Origin of the sequence: Rhizobacter sp. (assembly GCA_019635355.1) — a bacterium.
In the GTDB taxonomy this organism is placed as follows: Bacteria; Pseudomonadota; Gammaproteobacteria; order Burkholderiales; family Burkholderiaceae_C; genus Rhizobacter.
The window spans coordinates 3,044,901-3,060,418 of sequence record JAHBZQ010000001.1 but is presented as its reverse complement, the minus strand read 5'-3'; the positions used below and the strand labels follow the sequence as shown (position 1 = coordinate 3,060,418).

Sequence of the window (15,518 nt, the reverse complement as noted above, 5' to 3'; positions counted from 1 at the left end):
TCCTGGAGGTGGTGCATGAAGACAAAACTCGCGGTCGCCGCGCTGGCGCTGGGCGCTGTACAGGCAGCCTCGGCGCAGCCCGTGGTGCGCCCGCTTGTGGGTCTGGGCTTCACATTCGGCGGAGACACGGTGGCGCCAATCGCCTACACCAATGGTGACTCCGACAAGGTGCGTGCCGGGGGGCTGATTGCTTTCACCACTGGCGTCGAGATGACGTTCAGCCCACTGGTGTCGGCGCAGGCTCTGATCGGCTACCACGTCGACGGCGTTGCCGCTTCGAATGGGGATGTGAAGTTCGACCGCTACCCCGCCGAGCTGCTCGGCCACTTCCGCCTCACCGACACCTTCCGCGTGGGCGGCGGTGCGCGCTACACCGACAAGGCTCGCACGCGCTCGTCGGGAGCGGCAAGCATCGATGTTCCAAGCGAAAGCTACAAGCCCGCGTGGGGCACGGTGGTCGAAGGCGAATTCACGATCGGCCGGAACCTCGGCATCAAGCTGCGTTACGTATCCGAGAAATTCGAGCCCGAAACGGCGGGTGGCAGAACGCTCAAGGGCAACCACGGCGGTATCTACTTCGTCGGCTATTTCTTCTGAAGGTGGTTGACGGTTTGCGGCGCAGTGAGGGCTGCGCCATGTCTTCGTTTTCACAACAACAGCGCAACAGGGAGGTTTGAATGAACAAGAACATCGCCATCGCCGCGATGGCATGGGCTGCGGCCAGCAGCGTTCCGGCACAGGTGCTGGTCAAGCCCATGGTGGGCTTCGGCGTCACCGCGGGCGGCGACACCATTGCCACCGTCTACTACCAGAACAGCAATGTCGATGAGAGCCGAGTGCACGCCGGGGCGCTCCTCGCCCTGCACGGCGGCATCGAACTGCAATTCACGAGCCGCGTGTCGACGCAGTTGCTCTTCGGCTACCACGTCGACCAGGTGCGAGCCTCCAACGCCACCGTGCGCTGGAGCCGCACGCCGGTCGAAGCCCTCGGGCACGTCTACCTCACCGACTGGTTCCGCCTGGGCGGCGGGGCGCGCTACTCGGCCAACGCCCGCCTGCACGCCTCGGGCGTGGCGAGCAACACCATCCCCAACACCAGCTTCAAGGCGAGCCTGGGCGGGGTGGTCGAGGGCGAGTTCTTCCCCTACCGATCGGTGGGCATCAAGGTGCGCTACGTGAATGAGCGCTTCAAGGTCAACAACGGCTTCAACGACGTGACGCTCGACGGCTCGCACGGCGGTGTCTACGTCGGCTACTACTTCTGATCTGACGCGACTCCGGCCGGGCCCGCCCGGCCGCTTTCCAGATGTACTCGCTCATCCTGCTCAAGCTCCTCGCCATCTTGCTGATGGTGGCCATCGGCTACGGGGCAGGGCGCATGCGCTGGCTGGGCGAGAACGACCCGGCGCGGGTGCTGGGCTACGCGGCCTTCTACATCTTCGTGCCGGCGCTGCTCTTTCGCACCACCTCGCACATCGACTTCACCACGCTGCCCTGGGGCACGCTGGCCGCCTTCTTCGTGCCCATCGTGGTGCTGATGGTGGTGCTCTACGCGTGGCAGCGCCGCACGCCGGGCCTGCCCACCGCGGGCCCGAGCGTGCGGGCCATCACCGCGAGCTTCGGCAACACGGTGCAGCTGGGCATCCCGATGGCGGCGGCGATGTTCGGCGAGCAGGGCCTGCCCATCCACGTGGCCATCGTGAGCCTGCATGCGCTCACGCTGCTCACCGTGCTCACCGCGCTGGTGGAGCTCGACCTCGCCCGCGAGCGCGCGCGCAGCGGCGATGCCGAGGCGCACATCGGCCGCATGCTCTTCGACACCGCCCGCAAGACCATCATCCACCCGGTGGTGCTGCCCATCCTGGCCGGCCTGGTGTGGAACGCGCTGGGAGCGCCCACCCCCGCGCTCATCGACGAGGTGCTGGTGCAGTTCGGCCACGCGGTCGTGCCCTTGTGCCTGGTGCTGATCGGCCTCTCGCTTGCGCAGTACGGTCTGCAAGGCGCGCTGGCCGGTGCCGTGCGCCTGTCGCTGTGGAAGCTGCTGCTGCTGCCGGCGGTGGTGCTGGTGGTCGGGCACTGGGGCTTCGGCCTGTCGGGCCTTCCGCTGTCGGTGGTGGTGATGGCCGCGGCGCTCCCCACCGGCAACAACGCGCTCATCTTCTCGCAGCGCTACCACTCGCTCGAAGGCGAGACCACGGCCACCATCACGGTGTCGACCTTCGCTTTCGCCCTGACCGCGCCGGTGTGGTTGTGGATCGTGACGCACCTCTGACCAAAACCGTGACGCCATGACGGTGCTCCAGACGTACCACCGCCTCGCCGCCGACGACGGCCACCCGATCGACCTGCACTCGTGGACCGACGATGCGGCGTCCGTGCGCGGCATCGTGCAGATCGCCCACGGCATGGGCGAGCACGCACGCCGCTACCGCGCGCTCGCCGAAGCACTCGCGGCCACCGGCGTGGCCGTCTACGCCAACGAACACCGCGGCCACGGCGAGGAGGCGCTGCGCCGCCACGAAAAAGGCGAGCTCGGGCCGCGTGGCTTCCCGGGCCTGGTGGCTGACATGCGGCGCGTGAGCGAGTTCGCCCGTGGGCGCCACCCCGGCGTGCCGCTCATCCTCCTCGGGCACAGCATGGGCTCGTTCGCGGTGAAGGTCTACCTGCTCGACCACGCGCACGAGGTCGACGCCGCCGCCTTCACCGGCACCGTCGCGCTCGACCTCGCCGAAGCCGGCAATGCCTCGGCCTGGAAGCTGGCCGACAAGGCCGCCGCGCCGGCCGTGGTGCGCCGCACGCCCTTCGACTGGCTGAGCCGAGACGAAGCGCAGGTCGACGCCTACATCGCCGACCCGCTGTGCGGCCACCGCCTGAACGTGAAGTCGCGCCAGTCGATGTATGCGGCCTACGCGCGCACCACGCCGCCGGGCGCCTTCCGCGTGGTGCCACCGACGATGCCGCTCTTCTTCTTCGTCGGGGGCGACGATGCGATGCACCGCCAGCTCGCCTACTTCGAGCCGCTGGTGGAACGCTTCCGCTCGGCGGGGGCGACCGACATCACGGTGAAGGTCTACCCCGGTGCGCGCCACGAGGTGCTGCACGAGACCCACCGCGACGAGGTGATCGCCGACGTGGTGGGGTGGGTGCAGCGGGTGCTGGGCGGCTAGAGGCCCAGCGCCTCTTCGATCCGTCGCACGCGGTCGTCGACGGAACCGCGCGCGCGCAAGGGCGTGATGCCGCGCTGCGCAAGCTGCGCCACGTACCAGTCGGTCTGCCGCTGCCGAAACGCCGCGTCGCGGCGCGTGCCGTCCTGCACGAAGGGGAAGTCGGGCTCGCACAGCACCACGAGGTCGTAGCGACGCGCGGCCAGCGCCTGCAGCGCGGGGTCGGCGCGACCGAACTGGTCGAGCGCGTAGAAGAGCGTGGTGAGCGGCGAGGTGTCGCAGGCGAGGAAGGCGCCGGCCTGCGCCGCGGCGGCGTCTTCGCGCCGCAGCTGCTCTTCGGCGATGTGCAGCAGGTCGGGCTCCTGCAACACCCCGCCCTGGCGCTCCCACAGCTCGCGGCCGTATTCCGCGACGAACACGGTGCCGTGTCGTTCGGCGAGGGCCTGCGCCAGGGTGCTCTTGCCGCTGGACTCGCCGCCGAGCAGGCACACGCGCGGCACCCAGTCGGCCCACACGGCGGCGGGCAGGTGCTGTCGATGAGCGACCGGCTGCTCGCGGATGCGCGTGGCGCTCACCGGCACCGTGCTGCGGTTGCGGTCCACCATCACTGGCGCCACCGCGTGGCCGAGCGTTTGCGACAGCCGCGCCGCACACGGCACGAGGTAGTCCTCGCTCGCGAACATCGCATCGGGCTTTTGTTGCAGCACCTCGGCCAGCAGCCACGCGAGAAAACGCTGCTGCGTCGCATCGTCGCTCGCATCGGGGGGCAAACCCTGCGCGAACGAGCTTTGGTCGAACACCCAGGCCTCGTGCTGCGGCCGGCAGGCCTGCAGCCAGCGCCGGCGGGTGGCGGCGTCGCAACGCGCAGGCTCGGGCTCGCACCAGCTCAGCAGCAGCACCCGCTCGCATTGCGCCGCCGCGGTGTCGATCAGGTGCAGGTGGCCGTGGTGCAGCGGCGCGAACTTGCCGACGACGAGGCCGAGCTTGAAACGGTGGCTCACCGCCGCATCTCCCGCCGCCAGTGCCACCACCCATGCCAGGCGTTGACCCAGTACACGGCGTAGAGCGTGGCGGTGAGCCACAAGCCGCGTGACGCGAAGAGCGGCACCGAGAGCGTGTTGACGATCAGCCAGGTCGGCCAGGTCTCGATGCGCCGCTGCATCAGCAGCAGCTGCGCGACCACGCTGAAGGCGAGCACGGCCGAGTCGATGAAGGGCGCGTAGGCATCGGTCCAGTGCTTGAGCAGGCTGCCGTAAAGCGCGGTCACGGCCAGCGCGGCCAGCGTCAGCGCCACCAGCGTGCGCGCCGAGGTGCGCTGCACCGGCGTGGGCGCGCCCCCGGCACCGTGCCGCCACAGGCGCCAGCCCCAGAGGCTGGTGGCGATGAAGAAGACCTGCAGCGTGGCGTCGGCGTAGAGCTGCGTCTGCAGGAAGAGGGCGCCGAAGAGCGCACAGCCGACGATGCCCGTCCACCACAGGTGCACGTTGTTGCGCGCGGCCAGCCAGATCGAGGCCGTGGCGAAGACGTTGGCCGCGACTTCGAGCGGGCTCATCGCGCGGACTCGGCGCCGGCCAGCGCGCTCGTGTACTGGCGCACCTTGTCGTCGGCCTGCAGCGCGGTGATCTCGACGGGCGTGGGGCCGAACAGCGCGGTGAGCGATTCGCGAAGACGCGGGGCGAGGGGCGCAAGCGGCTCGGCCGCGTCCACGCGCAACACGAGCTGGCCGTCGGCACGCTGGTGCAGCGCGTAGCGCACGAGCGCAAACGGCGCCATCGCGCGCGTGACCTCGATGTTGTTGTGCCAGCGGCCATCGGCGCCGCGAAAGCGCACCGGCGCCCGCCCTTCCAGCCCCTGCAGCAGCAGGCCCTGTGCCGTGCGCACGAGCGAGCCGTGGTCGCCGGTGCGGTAGCGCAGCAGCGGCAGCCAGGGGTTGAAGCCGCCGGTGACGGTGATCTCGCCACGCTCGCCGGGCGGCAGCGGGCGGCCCGCGTCGTCGACCACTTCGATCAGCAGGCGCGGCTGCAGCGGCACGAAGCCGCCGCGCGCCGGCACTTCCACCGCCACCGGCCCCACCTCGTTCAAGGAATAGAGATTGAGCACCGGGCAGGCGAAGGTGGCTTCCAGCTCGGCGCGCAGGCCGGCCGAGAGCGCCATCGAGGTCGACAGCAGCGCACGTGGCCGGTGCCGCAAGCCGAGGCGCAGCAGCTCGGCCAGCGAGACCGGGTCGCCCGAGATGAGCTCGGGCGCCATCGCCTCGAGGTAGGCCGCACGGTCGGCGGGGTGCCGCCATTCGGCCGGGTGCAGGTTGATCTTGGCGAGCCCGCATTCACCCTGCAGCGGGTTGACCGACACGTAGGTGAAGCAGCGCTGCTGGAAGCCCGCGAGCACGATGCCGACCTCGCCCGTGCCGGCCTTCGGCACGATGCCGAACAGCGCCAGCGCGCGACGGTGCTGCGCGAAGTAGTCGCAGGCCACGCGCGGGTGCGAAGGCACGCGCAGCGGGTGGCCGGTGGTGCCGCTGGTGGAAAAGCAGATGAGCTGGTCCAACGGCCGCCCGCGCGGCACGTGCGCGGCCAGGCGGGTGGCGAGCGCCTGCCGGTCCATCGTCGGCAGGTGTTCGAACGGCTTCGCGCCCTTGCCGGCATGCGCGTCGACCTCGCGTGCGCAGCGTGCGATGAAGGGGCTCACCCACGCGGGCAGCGGCTCGCCGGGCAGCCAGTCGGGCGCCGCATGGCGCTGCCACCACGCTTGGCGCGCACGCGCCTGCCAGCGTTCGGCGAGGCCGAGCCGGTGCCCGCTGAAGTCGCGGAAGCGGGGCGCCTGCGGGTGCTCGCGCAGGCGGCGCAACAGGGCGCGCCCCTGCGCCGACAGGCCGGGCAGCCGAGCCGGTGAGAAGAGTTCTCGCAGGTCCGTCGCGTGGGGATCAGTCACGGGTGTATTTGTCGGCCGCTTCCTGCGCCTCGGCGCTGTCGAGCCGCTGCTGCAACTGCTCTTCGCGTGGGACGGAGGGGGGTGACGGCGGCGGCGGGTCCGGCACCGGCACCGGCGTGCGCAACTGCTTCCACAGCCCGGCCACCAGCATCGGCAGCGTGATGAAGAAGAGCACGTCGTGCAGCCGGTGCAGGCCGGCGAGGCCGCCGAGCCAGAGGGCGATCAGCACGATCCAGCCGTGCAGCGCCACGAGCGCCAGCAATGCGAACACCACGAAGAGCGCGCGGCTCGCCGCCAGCGCCACCACGGCCAGCAGCGCCAGCACCACCGGCGCACCCAGCCACACGAACACGGGCACCGGCCACTGCCCGAGGCCGTGGCGCGCGGCACGCAGCATCAGCACCATCGTCACGCCGCCCGCGGCGCAGGTGAGGAGCGTGCGCCAGGGCCGCGCGAGGTCGGTGCGCAGCGCACCGCCGGCCGCCATCAGTGCGGCGAGCGGCAGCAGCACCCAGGCGAGCGTCCAGTGCAGGTGCTGGGCGATGTCCAAGGCCGACGGGCAGGCGCCGAGGTCAGAAACCCGCTTGCGCGAGCATGGCCTCGCTCACCGTCCACAGGCGGGCCGCGGCGTCGCGGTCGCGCACGTGCGCCACGTAGCCGTAGCGGCGCTCGCCGTCGGGCGAGGGCACGGCCTCGTTGCAGTCTTCGAGGTAGCGCCCGCCGTGGCCTTGCAGCTCGGGTGCGGTCGCGGCCCACACGGTGGTGGCGGCGCCCTGTTCGGGGGTCTTGAAGCCGGGCGGGATCTCCCCCGGCGCAGCACCCGGCTTCACCCAGCCCATCGCCTCCATCTCTTCGCGCGTGATGTGGCGCGACAGCCCGGTGCGGATGCCGCCCGGGTGCACCGCGTTGGCGGTGAGGCCGTCTTTCGCGTGCAGCGTGTCGAGGTGCAGGGCCATCAGCGCGTTGGCGGTCTTGGCCTGGCCGTAGGCCTTCCACTTGTTGTACTCACGCTTCTCGAATTGGATGTCGTCGAACACGATCGGGCTCAGCCGGTGGCCCGAGGAGCTGAGCGCCACCACGCGCGGGGCCTCGCTCTTGAGCAGCACCGGCAGCAGCGCACGCGTGAGCGCGAAGTGGCCGAGGTGGTTGGTGGCGAACTGCGCTTCCCAGCCATGGGCGTTGCGGCTGAGCGGGCAGGCCATGATGCCGGCGTTGTTGACGAGCACGTGCAGCGGCTCGCCACGGGCACGCCAGTCGTCGGCGAACTGCGCCACGCTCGCGAGGTCGGCCAGGTCGAGCCGGGCCACGCGGATGTTGGGGTTGCCGGTGTCGCCGGAAAGTGCGGTGGCGGCGGCATCGCCCTGGGCCATGTCACGCACGGCGAGGGTGAGCGTCGCGCCGGCCTTGGCGAGCGCCCGCGAGGTCTCGAGGCCGAGGCCCGAGGCGCCGCCGGTCACGAGCATGTGGCGGCCGGCCAGCGAGAGGCCTTCGATCACCTCCAAGGCGGTGCTCTTGCGGTTGAAACGGGAGGTGATGCGCGCGGTGTCGGTGGTCATGGAGGCCTCTCCTGGGTGTGATGTATTTGGGGGTGAACCGACTCTACCCCCGGCCCGTGTCGCCTTTGTTCCGATAGCCGCACCGCGGCGTTCAGTTTGGGTGGGGGGCGCCGATAACGGGCGAACGAACCCGACCCGACGGAGGTCCACATGCGCTCCCGTTTCCTGTCCTGGTGCTTGCGCCCCGGCCTTGCTGCGATGCAGCGGCTGCGCCTGCCCGGCAAGCTCGTGCTGCTGGCCGTGCCGCTGCTGGCCGCCCCGCTGCCGCTGATGCTCGGCAACGCCGCCGCGTGGCCGCTGGCCGGCGCCGCCATGGTGCTGTGGCTCTACGTCGCGCTGTGCTTCCACCTGAGCCTGAGCCGCGCGATGCGCGCGCTCGACGAGATGGTGAACGCGCTCTGCGCCGGTGACCTCACGCAGTCGCGGGTGCTGCCCGGGCGCGACGAGCTGGCCGACATGGCGCGCAGCCTGGAAGCGATGACGCGCCGCTTCTCGCAACTCGTGTCCACCATCCGCAGCGAGGCGCAACTCGTGGCGATGGCCGGCGACCGTCTCTCGGCCAGCGCCCACGAGTTGCACGGCCGCACCGAAGAGCAGGCGAAGAGCCTGCACCACACCTCCGAGAGCATGGCCTCGCTCGTGACCACCGTGCAGGTGAACGCGAGCGACGCGCAAGAGGCCGACGGCCTGGCCGCCCGCGTGCGCCACGCGGCCGAAGGCGGCACCGCCATCGTCGAATCGGCGGTGCACTCGATGCAGGGCCTGGAGAAACGCTCGGGCCAGATGACCGACATCATCGGCGTCATCAACGGCATCGCTTTCCAGACCAACATCCTCGCGCTGAACGCCGCGGTGGAAGCCGCGCGTGCCGGCGAGGCCGGCCGTGGCTTCGCGGTGGTGGCGAGCGAGGTGCGCACGCTCGCGCAGCGCTGCGCGCAGGCGGCCACCGAGGTGAAGACGCTGATCGAAGGCTCGGCCGCTGAAGTGACGGTCGGCATGAGCCGCATCCGCGAGGCGAGCCAGTCGCTGCAGTCGGTGATGCAGGGCATCTCGCAGGTGGCCGACAAGGCGCGTGTGATCTCCGAGTCGAGCGCCGCACAGAAGAGCGGCCTGCAGGGCATGGAGCAGTCGGTGCAGAGCCTGGACGGCATCACCCAGAGCAACGCCCGCATGGTCGATAGCTCGGTGAAGTCGGCCGAGCGCTTGCGCGAGCAGGCGCGCCAGCTCTCGGCCGCGGTGATCAGCATGAAGCTGCGCCAGGGCTGCGCCGACGAGGCGCGCGCGCTGGTCGACAAGGCGGTGGCGTTGATCCACAGCGCGGGGCTGCCCTCGGCCGTGAGCCGCTTCCATGCGCGCGACGGCGGCTTCGTCGACCGCGACCTCTTCATCATCGTGATGGACCGCAAGGGCTACTTCCGCGCCTTCGGCATGGACCCGAACAAGGCCGACAAACCCGCGGTGGCCGCCCCCGGCGTCAACATCGACGAGCTCAACGCCAAGACCTATGCCTGCGCCGATGCGGGTGGCGGCTGGATCGAGTTCAAGAGCCTGCACCCGCAGACCAAGCTGCCGGTGGAGAAGATGGCCTACGTGCTGCCCGCGGGCCCCGAGCTGGTGGTGATGTGCAGCGTCAACAGGACCGACGGTGCCGCTGCTCCCGCAGCGGCACCGCCGGCCCGCGCCCTCGCTACTGGCAGCTGAAGCTCGCCGCCAGGTTCACGTCACCCGTGCCGTTGTAGCGCGCCACCTTCGGATAGGGGCACAGCGGGCGGGTGCGGCTCGCGCCCCAGCCCACCGGCACTTCGGCGTTGGCGCCGGCCGCGTTGCCGGTGCCGCGCGCGGTGGCGGTGATGGCCTGCGGCTCGGTGCCTTGCTCCACCCAGTCCACCAGCGGCGTCAGCATGTCGAACTGGTCGGTGGCGGGGCCACCCGAGCAGTGGCCCATGCCGGGCACGCGGTAGAACTTCGCGAAGTTGCTGGCGTCACCGCCGTTGCGGGTGCGCAGGCCGTCGTACCAGGCCTTGGTGTCGTCGACCGAGAAGATCGGATCGGCCACGCCGTGGTAGACCATCACCTTCGCGCCGCGGTTCTTGAGTGTCGAGAGCTGCGTCGGGTTGGGCGGCGTCATGAAGCTCATGGCCGACTCGGTGTAGGTCGCATCCGTCGTCTCGATCCACTGCAGCGCGAGGTCGATGTTGAGGTTGAGCGCGAAGGCCGCGCCGTTGAAGCCGGCCACCGGCTCGGGCGGCACCTTCCAGATCTGGCCGACGCCGCCGGTGTCGAGCGCGACCGGCGCGATGAACTCCCAGAACGGGATGCCGGAGCTTGCGATGCCCGGGTCGTAGGGGAAGCTCGCGTAGAACGAGCGGCCGGTGCTGGTGGTGGCGCCGCTGAAGATCGGCGCGATGGCGATCTTCTGCGAGGTGGTGAGGCACGTGCCGTCGCGTGCACCGGGGCAGGTGGGCACGTCGTTCGCGAGGTTGAAGGCGCCGCGGCAGGCTTCCACGTCTTGCACCAGGCCGTCGGTCGCGCCGTCGAGCGCGTCGCACTTGGCGAGCACCGCGTTGGCCACCGTCGTGCGCTCGGCCGGCGTGAAGGCGTTGGCCAGGTTGGCCGGGTCGATCAGCGCATAACGTTGCGCGCCGAAGATGTTGGCGATGGCGGCCTTGGGCAGGTTGTAGCCGGGGGCGCCGGCGAGGAAGCCGTCGTACTGGTCGGCGAAGCGGCTCATCGCCACCATCGTGTGGCGCCCGCCGTTGGAGCAGCCGCCGAAGTACGAGCGGTCGGGCGCCTTGCCGTAGGCCGTCTGGATCAGGCTCTTGGCCATGGGCGTGAGCTTCTGCACCGCCTGGTAGCCGTAGTCGAGGCGGGCCTGCGGGTCGATGCCGAAGTTGGGGCCGAGCGCGCCGCTGTGGCCTGCGTCGGAGCTGATGACGGCGAAGCCCATGTGCAGCGCATTGGTGAGGCCGGCGCCGCCGTTGACCGCGCCGGTGGCGGTGCCCACGTTGCCGTCGATGCCGCCGTTGGCCTGGTAGAAGAAGCGGCCGTTCCAGTTGAGCGGCAGGCGCATCTCGAAGCCGATGGCGTAGGCGTTGTTGTCGATGCCGGTGCGCGGATACATCGAGCCGACCACGCGGCAGTGCGCCGCGATGGGCTGGCCGCCCACGAGCAGCGTGCCGGCCGCGACCTCGGTGGTCGAGGTGATGGTGGTGTTGGCAAGGTTCAGGCGCGAGGCGAGGTCGGCGCAGTTGCCCGACAGCGTGGCCGGTGTGGCGGCGGCGAGGCGGGGCAGGCCGGTGTTGTCGTCATCGTTGCCGCCGCAGGCGGCGAGCGTGGCCACGGCGAGGGCGGCCGACGTGAGTAGTCGCAATGAAGTCATGCATGTCTCCTGGCTGGCCGCTCTGAGTCGGCTCGTGTGTCCCTAGGGGCGCAACGGGCCCGGTTCCAGCCGAGCCCAAATTGCTTATTAAATTTAAGCAATTGGCTCGCATGCAGTTTGCGGGCAATCCCGCACTCGGCGCCCGCATGGGCGATCCACGAGGAGCCTGTGCGAGGTGTGGATCGGGGCCGTCGGCGCCGCGCGCGCCCCATTGCTTATGACCCGACAGCGCTTGCGCGCGCGGCTCGCCACCCCGCGTAACACCGCTATGCGACCTTCGCCCGTGGGGCTAAGGTGGCCTCGCCCGGCGCTCCGGGTCGAACAACCAACAAGGCCCGACCGGGCCAAAGGAGACACCAGCATGAAGACCTGGAAGGTTCAGGCCGTCTCTGCCGCCAGCGCGTTGCTGCTGGCCGCATGTGGTGGCGGCGGTGATGCGGGCCGCGAGGCCGGCCCAAGCGATGACAGCGCGCGCGAGGTAGCGCAGTCGGCAGGATCCAACGCACGCGGCGATGGTGCCCACGACAGCGACCGCCACGGGCCGGTCGAGCTGACCGTGCTCTCCAGCCCGCCGCAGTACGTCTCGGGCGGCGATGCGCGCATCGCGGTGCGCGCGCCGCGCGGCTTGCGTGACAAGCTCGACCTGTGGGTCAACGGCAAGCGTGTGCGCGGCGTGCTCGCGCCCACCGACGACGGCCTGGAAGGCGTGGTCACCGGGCTGGTCGATGGCCGCAATGTGCTGGAAGTGCGGCACAAGATCCTGGGCACGTTGCTGCGCGACCGCCTCGTGCTCACCAACCACCCGATCACCGGCCCCATCTTCTCGGGCCCGCAGCAGGAGCCTTTCGTCTGCACCACCACGCAAGGCGCGGTGGGCCGGCAGCCGCTGGTCGAGTCGGCTTCAGGCCCGGGCTTCCCGGTGTTCGACACCAACGGCGCGCGCATCGGCTACAGCAAGACCTGCTCCATCGAGACCTTCGTCAGCTACGTGTACCGCAGCACCGCCAACCAGTGGCGCCCGCTGCCCACCGACGGCTCCACGCCCGCCGACATGGCCAAGACCACGCTCGCCGACGGCCGCGAGGTCGACTTCATCGTGCGCCAGGAGCGCGGCACCATCAACCGCTTCCTCTACAGCTTCGCCATGCTCGCGCCACGCGGCGAGAACCCGGCGTCACCCGACCTGAGCCTGTGGAACAAGCGGCTGCAGTACTGGTTCCAGGGCGGCGTGGCGGTGGGCCATTCGCAGGGCACGCTGCATGGCGGCGCGATGAACGCCGACATCCTGCGCACCGGCACGGCCATCGTGCACTCGAGCGGCAACAACACCGGCACGCACTACAACATGACGTTGGCCGCCGAGACCGCGATGATGACCAAGGAGCGCTTCGTCGAGCGCTACGGCGTGCCGCTCTACACCTACGGCCTGGGCGGCTCGGGTGGCGCGATCCAGCAGTACCTGCTGCAGCAGAACCAGCCGGGCATCCTCGATGCCGCGCTGCCGGTGCAGTCGTACCCCGACATGGTCACGCAGACCATCCACGTGGGCGACTGCGAGTTGCTCGAGCACTACATGGACGCGACCGACCGCAACAACCCGAAGTGGCGCGTGACGAAGAACCGCAGCTGGCTCGTCGGCATGAACGCCGAGGAAGGCTTCGCGCGTGTCAACGATGCGCTCGCGCCATTGAAGACGGCGCTCGGCTACAGCACCGCACCCGGCACCACCGAGTGCGTGCCGGCCTGGCGTGGGCTCACGCCGCTCGCGATGAACCCCTGGTACGGCCAGGCGCCCAACCAGCAGCTCTACGAGCCGCAAAGCGACATCGCCGCCATTCGCTGGACGCACTACGACGACCTGCGCAACGTCTACGGTGTCGACGCGACCGGCGCCGCCCGCCCCACGTGGGACAACGTCGGCGTGCAGTACGGCCTGCGCTCGCTGAAGGAAGGCAAGATCACGCCCGACGAGTTCCTCGACCTCAACTTCAAGGTCGGCGGCTGGAAGCACCCGAGCGAGATGGTGCAGGAGGGCTTCCCGTTCTTCGGCACCTCGCAAGCCGAGATCAACCGGGCGCTCACCGAGCCGGGCTACTTCGACCCGTGGAGCCGCCGCAACATGCGCCTGAGTCCCGCAGCCGACCAGCCCGCGCCGCGCACGAAGGGCGACCCGATCGCCACGCGTGCGGCCTACACCTCGGGCCATGTGTTCGACGGCGAACTCTCGCTGCCGACCATCGACCACCGCCAGTACATGGAGCGTGAGCTCGACATGCACAACGTGCACCAGTCGTTCGCGGTGCGAAAGCGGGTGCTCGAGAAGATGGGCCGTGCCGACCACCTGGTGATCTGGTTCACCGACACGATGCCCGGCCAGCCCAAGGCCAGCCAGTCGATGGACGCGATTGCGGTGATGGACGAGTGGATGGCCAACATCCGCGCCAACCCGAAGAAGGGCATCGCCCGCAACCGACCCGCGCGGGCGGTCGACAGCTGCTTCGACGTGTACGGCCAGCTGATCTACGCCGGTGACGATGCGTGGAACGGCATCCTCGACTCGCTGCCGCCGGGCCCGTGCACGCAGCGCTTCCCGATCTACGGCACCTCACGCACCGTGGCCGGTGCGCCGATCGAGGGCGGTATCTACCAGTGCGCGCTCAAGCCGGTCGAGCGGGCGCTGCGCGACGGCACCTATGCGCCGTGGATGCCCAACGCCGCGGCCGTCGCGAAGCTCAAGCAGATCTTCCCCGAGGGGGTGTGCGACTACAGCCGGCCCGACCAGGCGCGGCCGCGCAAGCACCACCACTGAGCGCGGATTACTTGCTCAGCGGCCTGGCATGACGCATCGCGTCGGCCAGGCCGCCCCAGGTCTCCTGGAAGATGCCCGGGTCCATGGTGCGCACGTGCTTCATCACCGGCTTGAAGTCCATGTGCGCGAGCACGTCGCGTTCGAGGTCGATGCCGGGCGCGACCTCGGTCAGCTCCAGGCCGTCGGCCGTGAGGTGGAAGACGGCGCGCTCGGTGATGAAGAGCACCGTCTGGTCGCGCTGCACCGAGCCCGGGCCGCTGAAGGTGATCTGCTCGACCTGGTGGATGAACTTGCGGTGCGCGCCTTCCTTCGTCACCTTGAGCAGGCCGCCGCCGATCTGAAGCTCCAGCCCGTCGGCGGTGAAGGTGCCGCAGAAGACGAGCTTCTTCGCGCTCTGCGTGATGTTGATGAAGCCGCCGCAGCCGACCGGGCGGCCGCTGAACTTGCTGACGTTGACGTTGCCGCTCGCATCGGCCTGCGCGAGGCCGAGGCAGCTCACGTCGATGCCGCCGCCGTCGTAGAAGTTGAACTGCAGCGGCTGCTCGATGATCGACTCGGCGTTGAGCGAGAGCGCGAAGTCGCCGCCCATCTGCGGCACGCCGCCGTTCACGCCCGACTCGACGGACAGCTCGAACGCATCACCCAGGCCTTCTTCGAACGCCACCGCCGGCACGCCCGCGGGCACGCCGATGCCGAGGTTCACGACCGCGCCCTCGATCAGCTCGGCCGCGGCGCGGCGGGCGATCACCTTGCGGGCATCGAGCGGCATGGGCTTGAACGCGCTCACCGGCACACGGATGTCGCCCGCGAGCGCCGGGTTGTACTGCGTGCTGATGGTCTGCATGTGGTTCTCGGGTTTCGAGATCACCACACGGTCGACCACGAGGCCCGGCACCTTCACCGACTTCGGGTGCAGCGAGCCGGCCTTCACGATGCGCTCGACCTGCGCGATCACGAGGCCGCCGTTGGCCTTGACCGCTTGCGCGACCGAGAGGGTTTCGAGCAGCACACCTTCCTTGTCCATCGAGAGGTTGCCCTTCTCGTCGGCGAGCGTCGCGCGGATCAGCGCCACGTCGACCTTGGGTGACGGATAGAAGAGCCACTCTTCACCGGCGAACTGCACCACCTCGTTGAGGCTCTCGGTGGTGGCTGAGTTCATCTTGCCGCCCTCGATGCGCGGGTCGACGAAAGTGCCCAGGCCCACCTTGGTCAAGAGGCCCGGCGTGCGCGCCGCGATGTGCTTGGGCAGGTTCGACAGCGAGCCCTGCGGGAAGTTGTAGGCCTCGATCTCGCCGGCCATCACCATCTTCATCAGGTTGGCGCCGCACTGGCCGTAGTGGCCCGCGATCATGCGTTTGAGCAGGCCGGGGTGGGCGAAGTGCACCATGCCGCCGTCCTTCGCGTTGCCGATCGCGCCCGAGGCCCAGGTGGTCAGGTTCTTCGGGTGGCCGCTTGCCAGGTAACGCGCCTCGATCGCCTTCGCGATCTCTTCGGCGAAACCCATCATCGCCAGGCCCCCCAGCCACACGGTGGCGCCATCGGGGATCAGGCCGGCGGCGGCTTTTGCATCGATCAGTTTGCTCATGGCGGGGTCCTCAAAGTCCGGGGTGGGCTGCGCAAATGTTTATGGTATTGAACTATATAACGCACAATCCTAGGGTAAACACTAGGGGTTCTGC

Annotated in this window: 13 protein-coding genes; 6 read left to right on the top strand and 7 right to left on the bottom strand. The window is 69.8% G+C overall.

The window, feature by feature from the left end:
* The first annotated feature begins 15 nt into the window (after positions 1 to 15).
* From KF892_13890 to KF892_13875, 4 genes are all read left to right on the top strand, one after another.
* Positions 16 to 597: an outer membrane beta-barrel protein gene (locus KF892_13890; GenBank protein ID MBX3626101.1), complete on the top strand. Its 582-nt coding sequence runs from the start codon at positions 16 to 18 to the stop codon at positions 595 to 597.
* A gap of 80 nt (positions 598 to 677) precedes the next feature.
* Complete coding sequence (locus KF892_13885; protein MBX3626100.1) at positions 678 to 1,265, top strand: hypothetical protein; 588 nt, start codon at positions 678 to 680, stop codon at positions 1,263 to 1,265.
* 41 nt (positions 1,266 to 1,306) lie between these two features.
* Positions 1,307 to 2,272 (top strand): AEC family transporter, encoded by a 966-nt coding sequence (locus KF892_13880; GenBank protein MBX3626099.1) that lies wholly within the window; start codon positions 1,307 to 1,309, stop codon positions 2,270 to 2,272.
* Between the two features lie 16 nt (positions 2,273 to 2,288).
* Positions 2,289 to 3,167 (top strand): alpha/beta fold hydrolase, encoded by an 879-nt coding sequence (locus tag KF892_13875; GenBank protein ID MBX3626098.1) that lies wholly within the window; start codon positions 2,289 to 2,291, stop codon positions 3,165 to 3,167.
* Here KF892_13875 and KF892_13870 read toward each other — a convergent pair.
* From KF892_13870 to KF892_13850, 5 genes are read right to left on the bottom strand one after another with little or no spacing between them, the layout of a single operon-like run.
* Positions 3,164 to 4,165: an AAA family ATPase gene (locus tag KF892_13870; protein MBX3626097.1), complete on the bottom strand. Its 1,002-nt coding sequence runs from the start codon at positions 4,163 to 4,165 to the stop codon at positions 3,164 to 3,166. The genes KF892_13875 and KF892_13870 overlap by 4 nt on opposite strands.
* Positions 4,162 to 4,716, bottom strand: coding sequence for a nicotinamide riboside transporter PnuC (gene pnuC / locus KF892_13865; GenBank protein ID MBX3626096.1), 555 nt, complete (start codon positions 4,714 to 4,716; stop codon positions 4,162 to 4,164). Before pnuC ends, KF892_13870 begins: the two co-directional genes overlap by 4 nt.
* Positions 4,713 to 6,071, bottom strand: coding sequence for an AMP-binding protein (locus KF892_13860; protein MBX3626095.1), 1,359 nt, complete (start codon positions 6,069 to 6,071; stop codon positions 4,713 to 4,715). Before KF892_13860 ends, pnuC begins: the two co-directional genes overlap by 4 nt.
* 16 nt (positions 6,072 to 6,087) lie before the next feature.
* On the bottom strand, positions 6,088 to 6,645 hold the full coding sequence (locus tag KF892_13855; protein ID MBX3626094.1) for a hypothetical protein: 558 nt from the start codon (positions 6,643 to 6,645) through the stop codon (positions 6,088 to 6,090).
* A gap of 22 nt (positions 6,646 to 6,667) precedes the next feature.
* The gene (locus KF892_13850; protein ID MBX3626093.1) at positions 6,668 to 7,651 is read right to left on the bottom strand and encodes an SDR family NAD(P)-dependent oxidoreductase; all 984 of its coding nucleotides are present in this window, start codon (positions 7,649 to 7,651) and stop codon (positions 6,668 to 6,670) included.
* Positions 7,652 to 7,801: 150 nt separating this feature from the next.
* Here KF892_13850 and KF892_13845 point away from each other — a divergent pair, with 150 nt between their 5' ends.
* The gene (locus KF892_13845) at positions 7,802 to 9,352 is read left to right on the top strand and encodes a chemotaxis protein (protein MBX3626092.1); all 1,551 of its coding nucleotides are present in this window, start codon (positions 7,802 to 7,804) and stop codon (positions 9,350 to 9,352) included.
* On the opposite strand, the gene KF892_13840 is transcribed toward KF892_13845, so the two are convergent.
* Positions 9,339 to 11,030, bottom strand: a complete 1,692-nt coding sequence (locus KF892_13840; GenBank protein MBX3626091.1) for a tannase/feruloyl esterase family alpha/beta hydrolase — start codon at positions 11,028 to 11,030, stop codon at positions 9,339 to 9,341. The genes KF892_13845 and KF892_13840 overlap by 14 nt on opposite strands.
* Before the next feature lie 361 nt (positions 11,031 to 11,391).
* On the opposite strand from KF892_13840, the gene KF892_13835 reads away from it, so the two are divergent.
* A complete protein-coding gene (locus KF892_13835) occupies positions 11,392 to 13,839 on the top strand; it encodes a hypothetical protein (protein MBX3626090.1) in 2,448 nt (815 codons plus the stop codon).
* Positions 13,840 to 13,846: 7 nt separating this feature from the next.
* On the opposite strand, the gene KF892_13830 is transcribed toward KF892_13835, so the two are convergent.
* Positions 13,847 to 15,424 (bottom strand): malonate decarboxylase subunit alpha, encoded by a 1,578-nt coding sequence (locus tag KF892_13830; GenBank protein MBX3626089.1) that lies wholly within the window; start codon positions 15,422 to 15,424, stop codon positions 13,847 to 13,849.
* Positions 15,425 to 15,518: the final 94 nt, after the last annotated feature.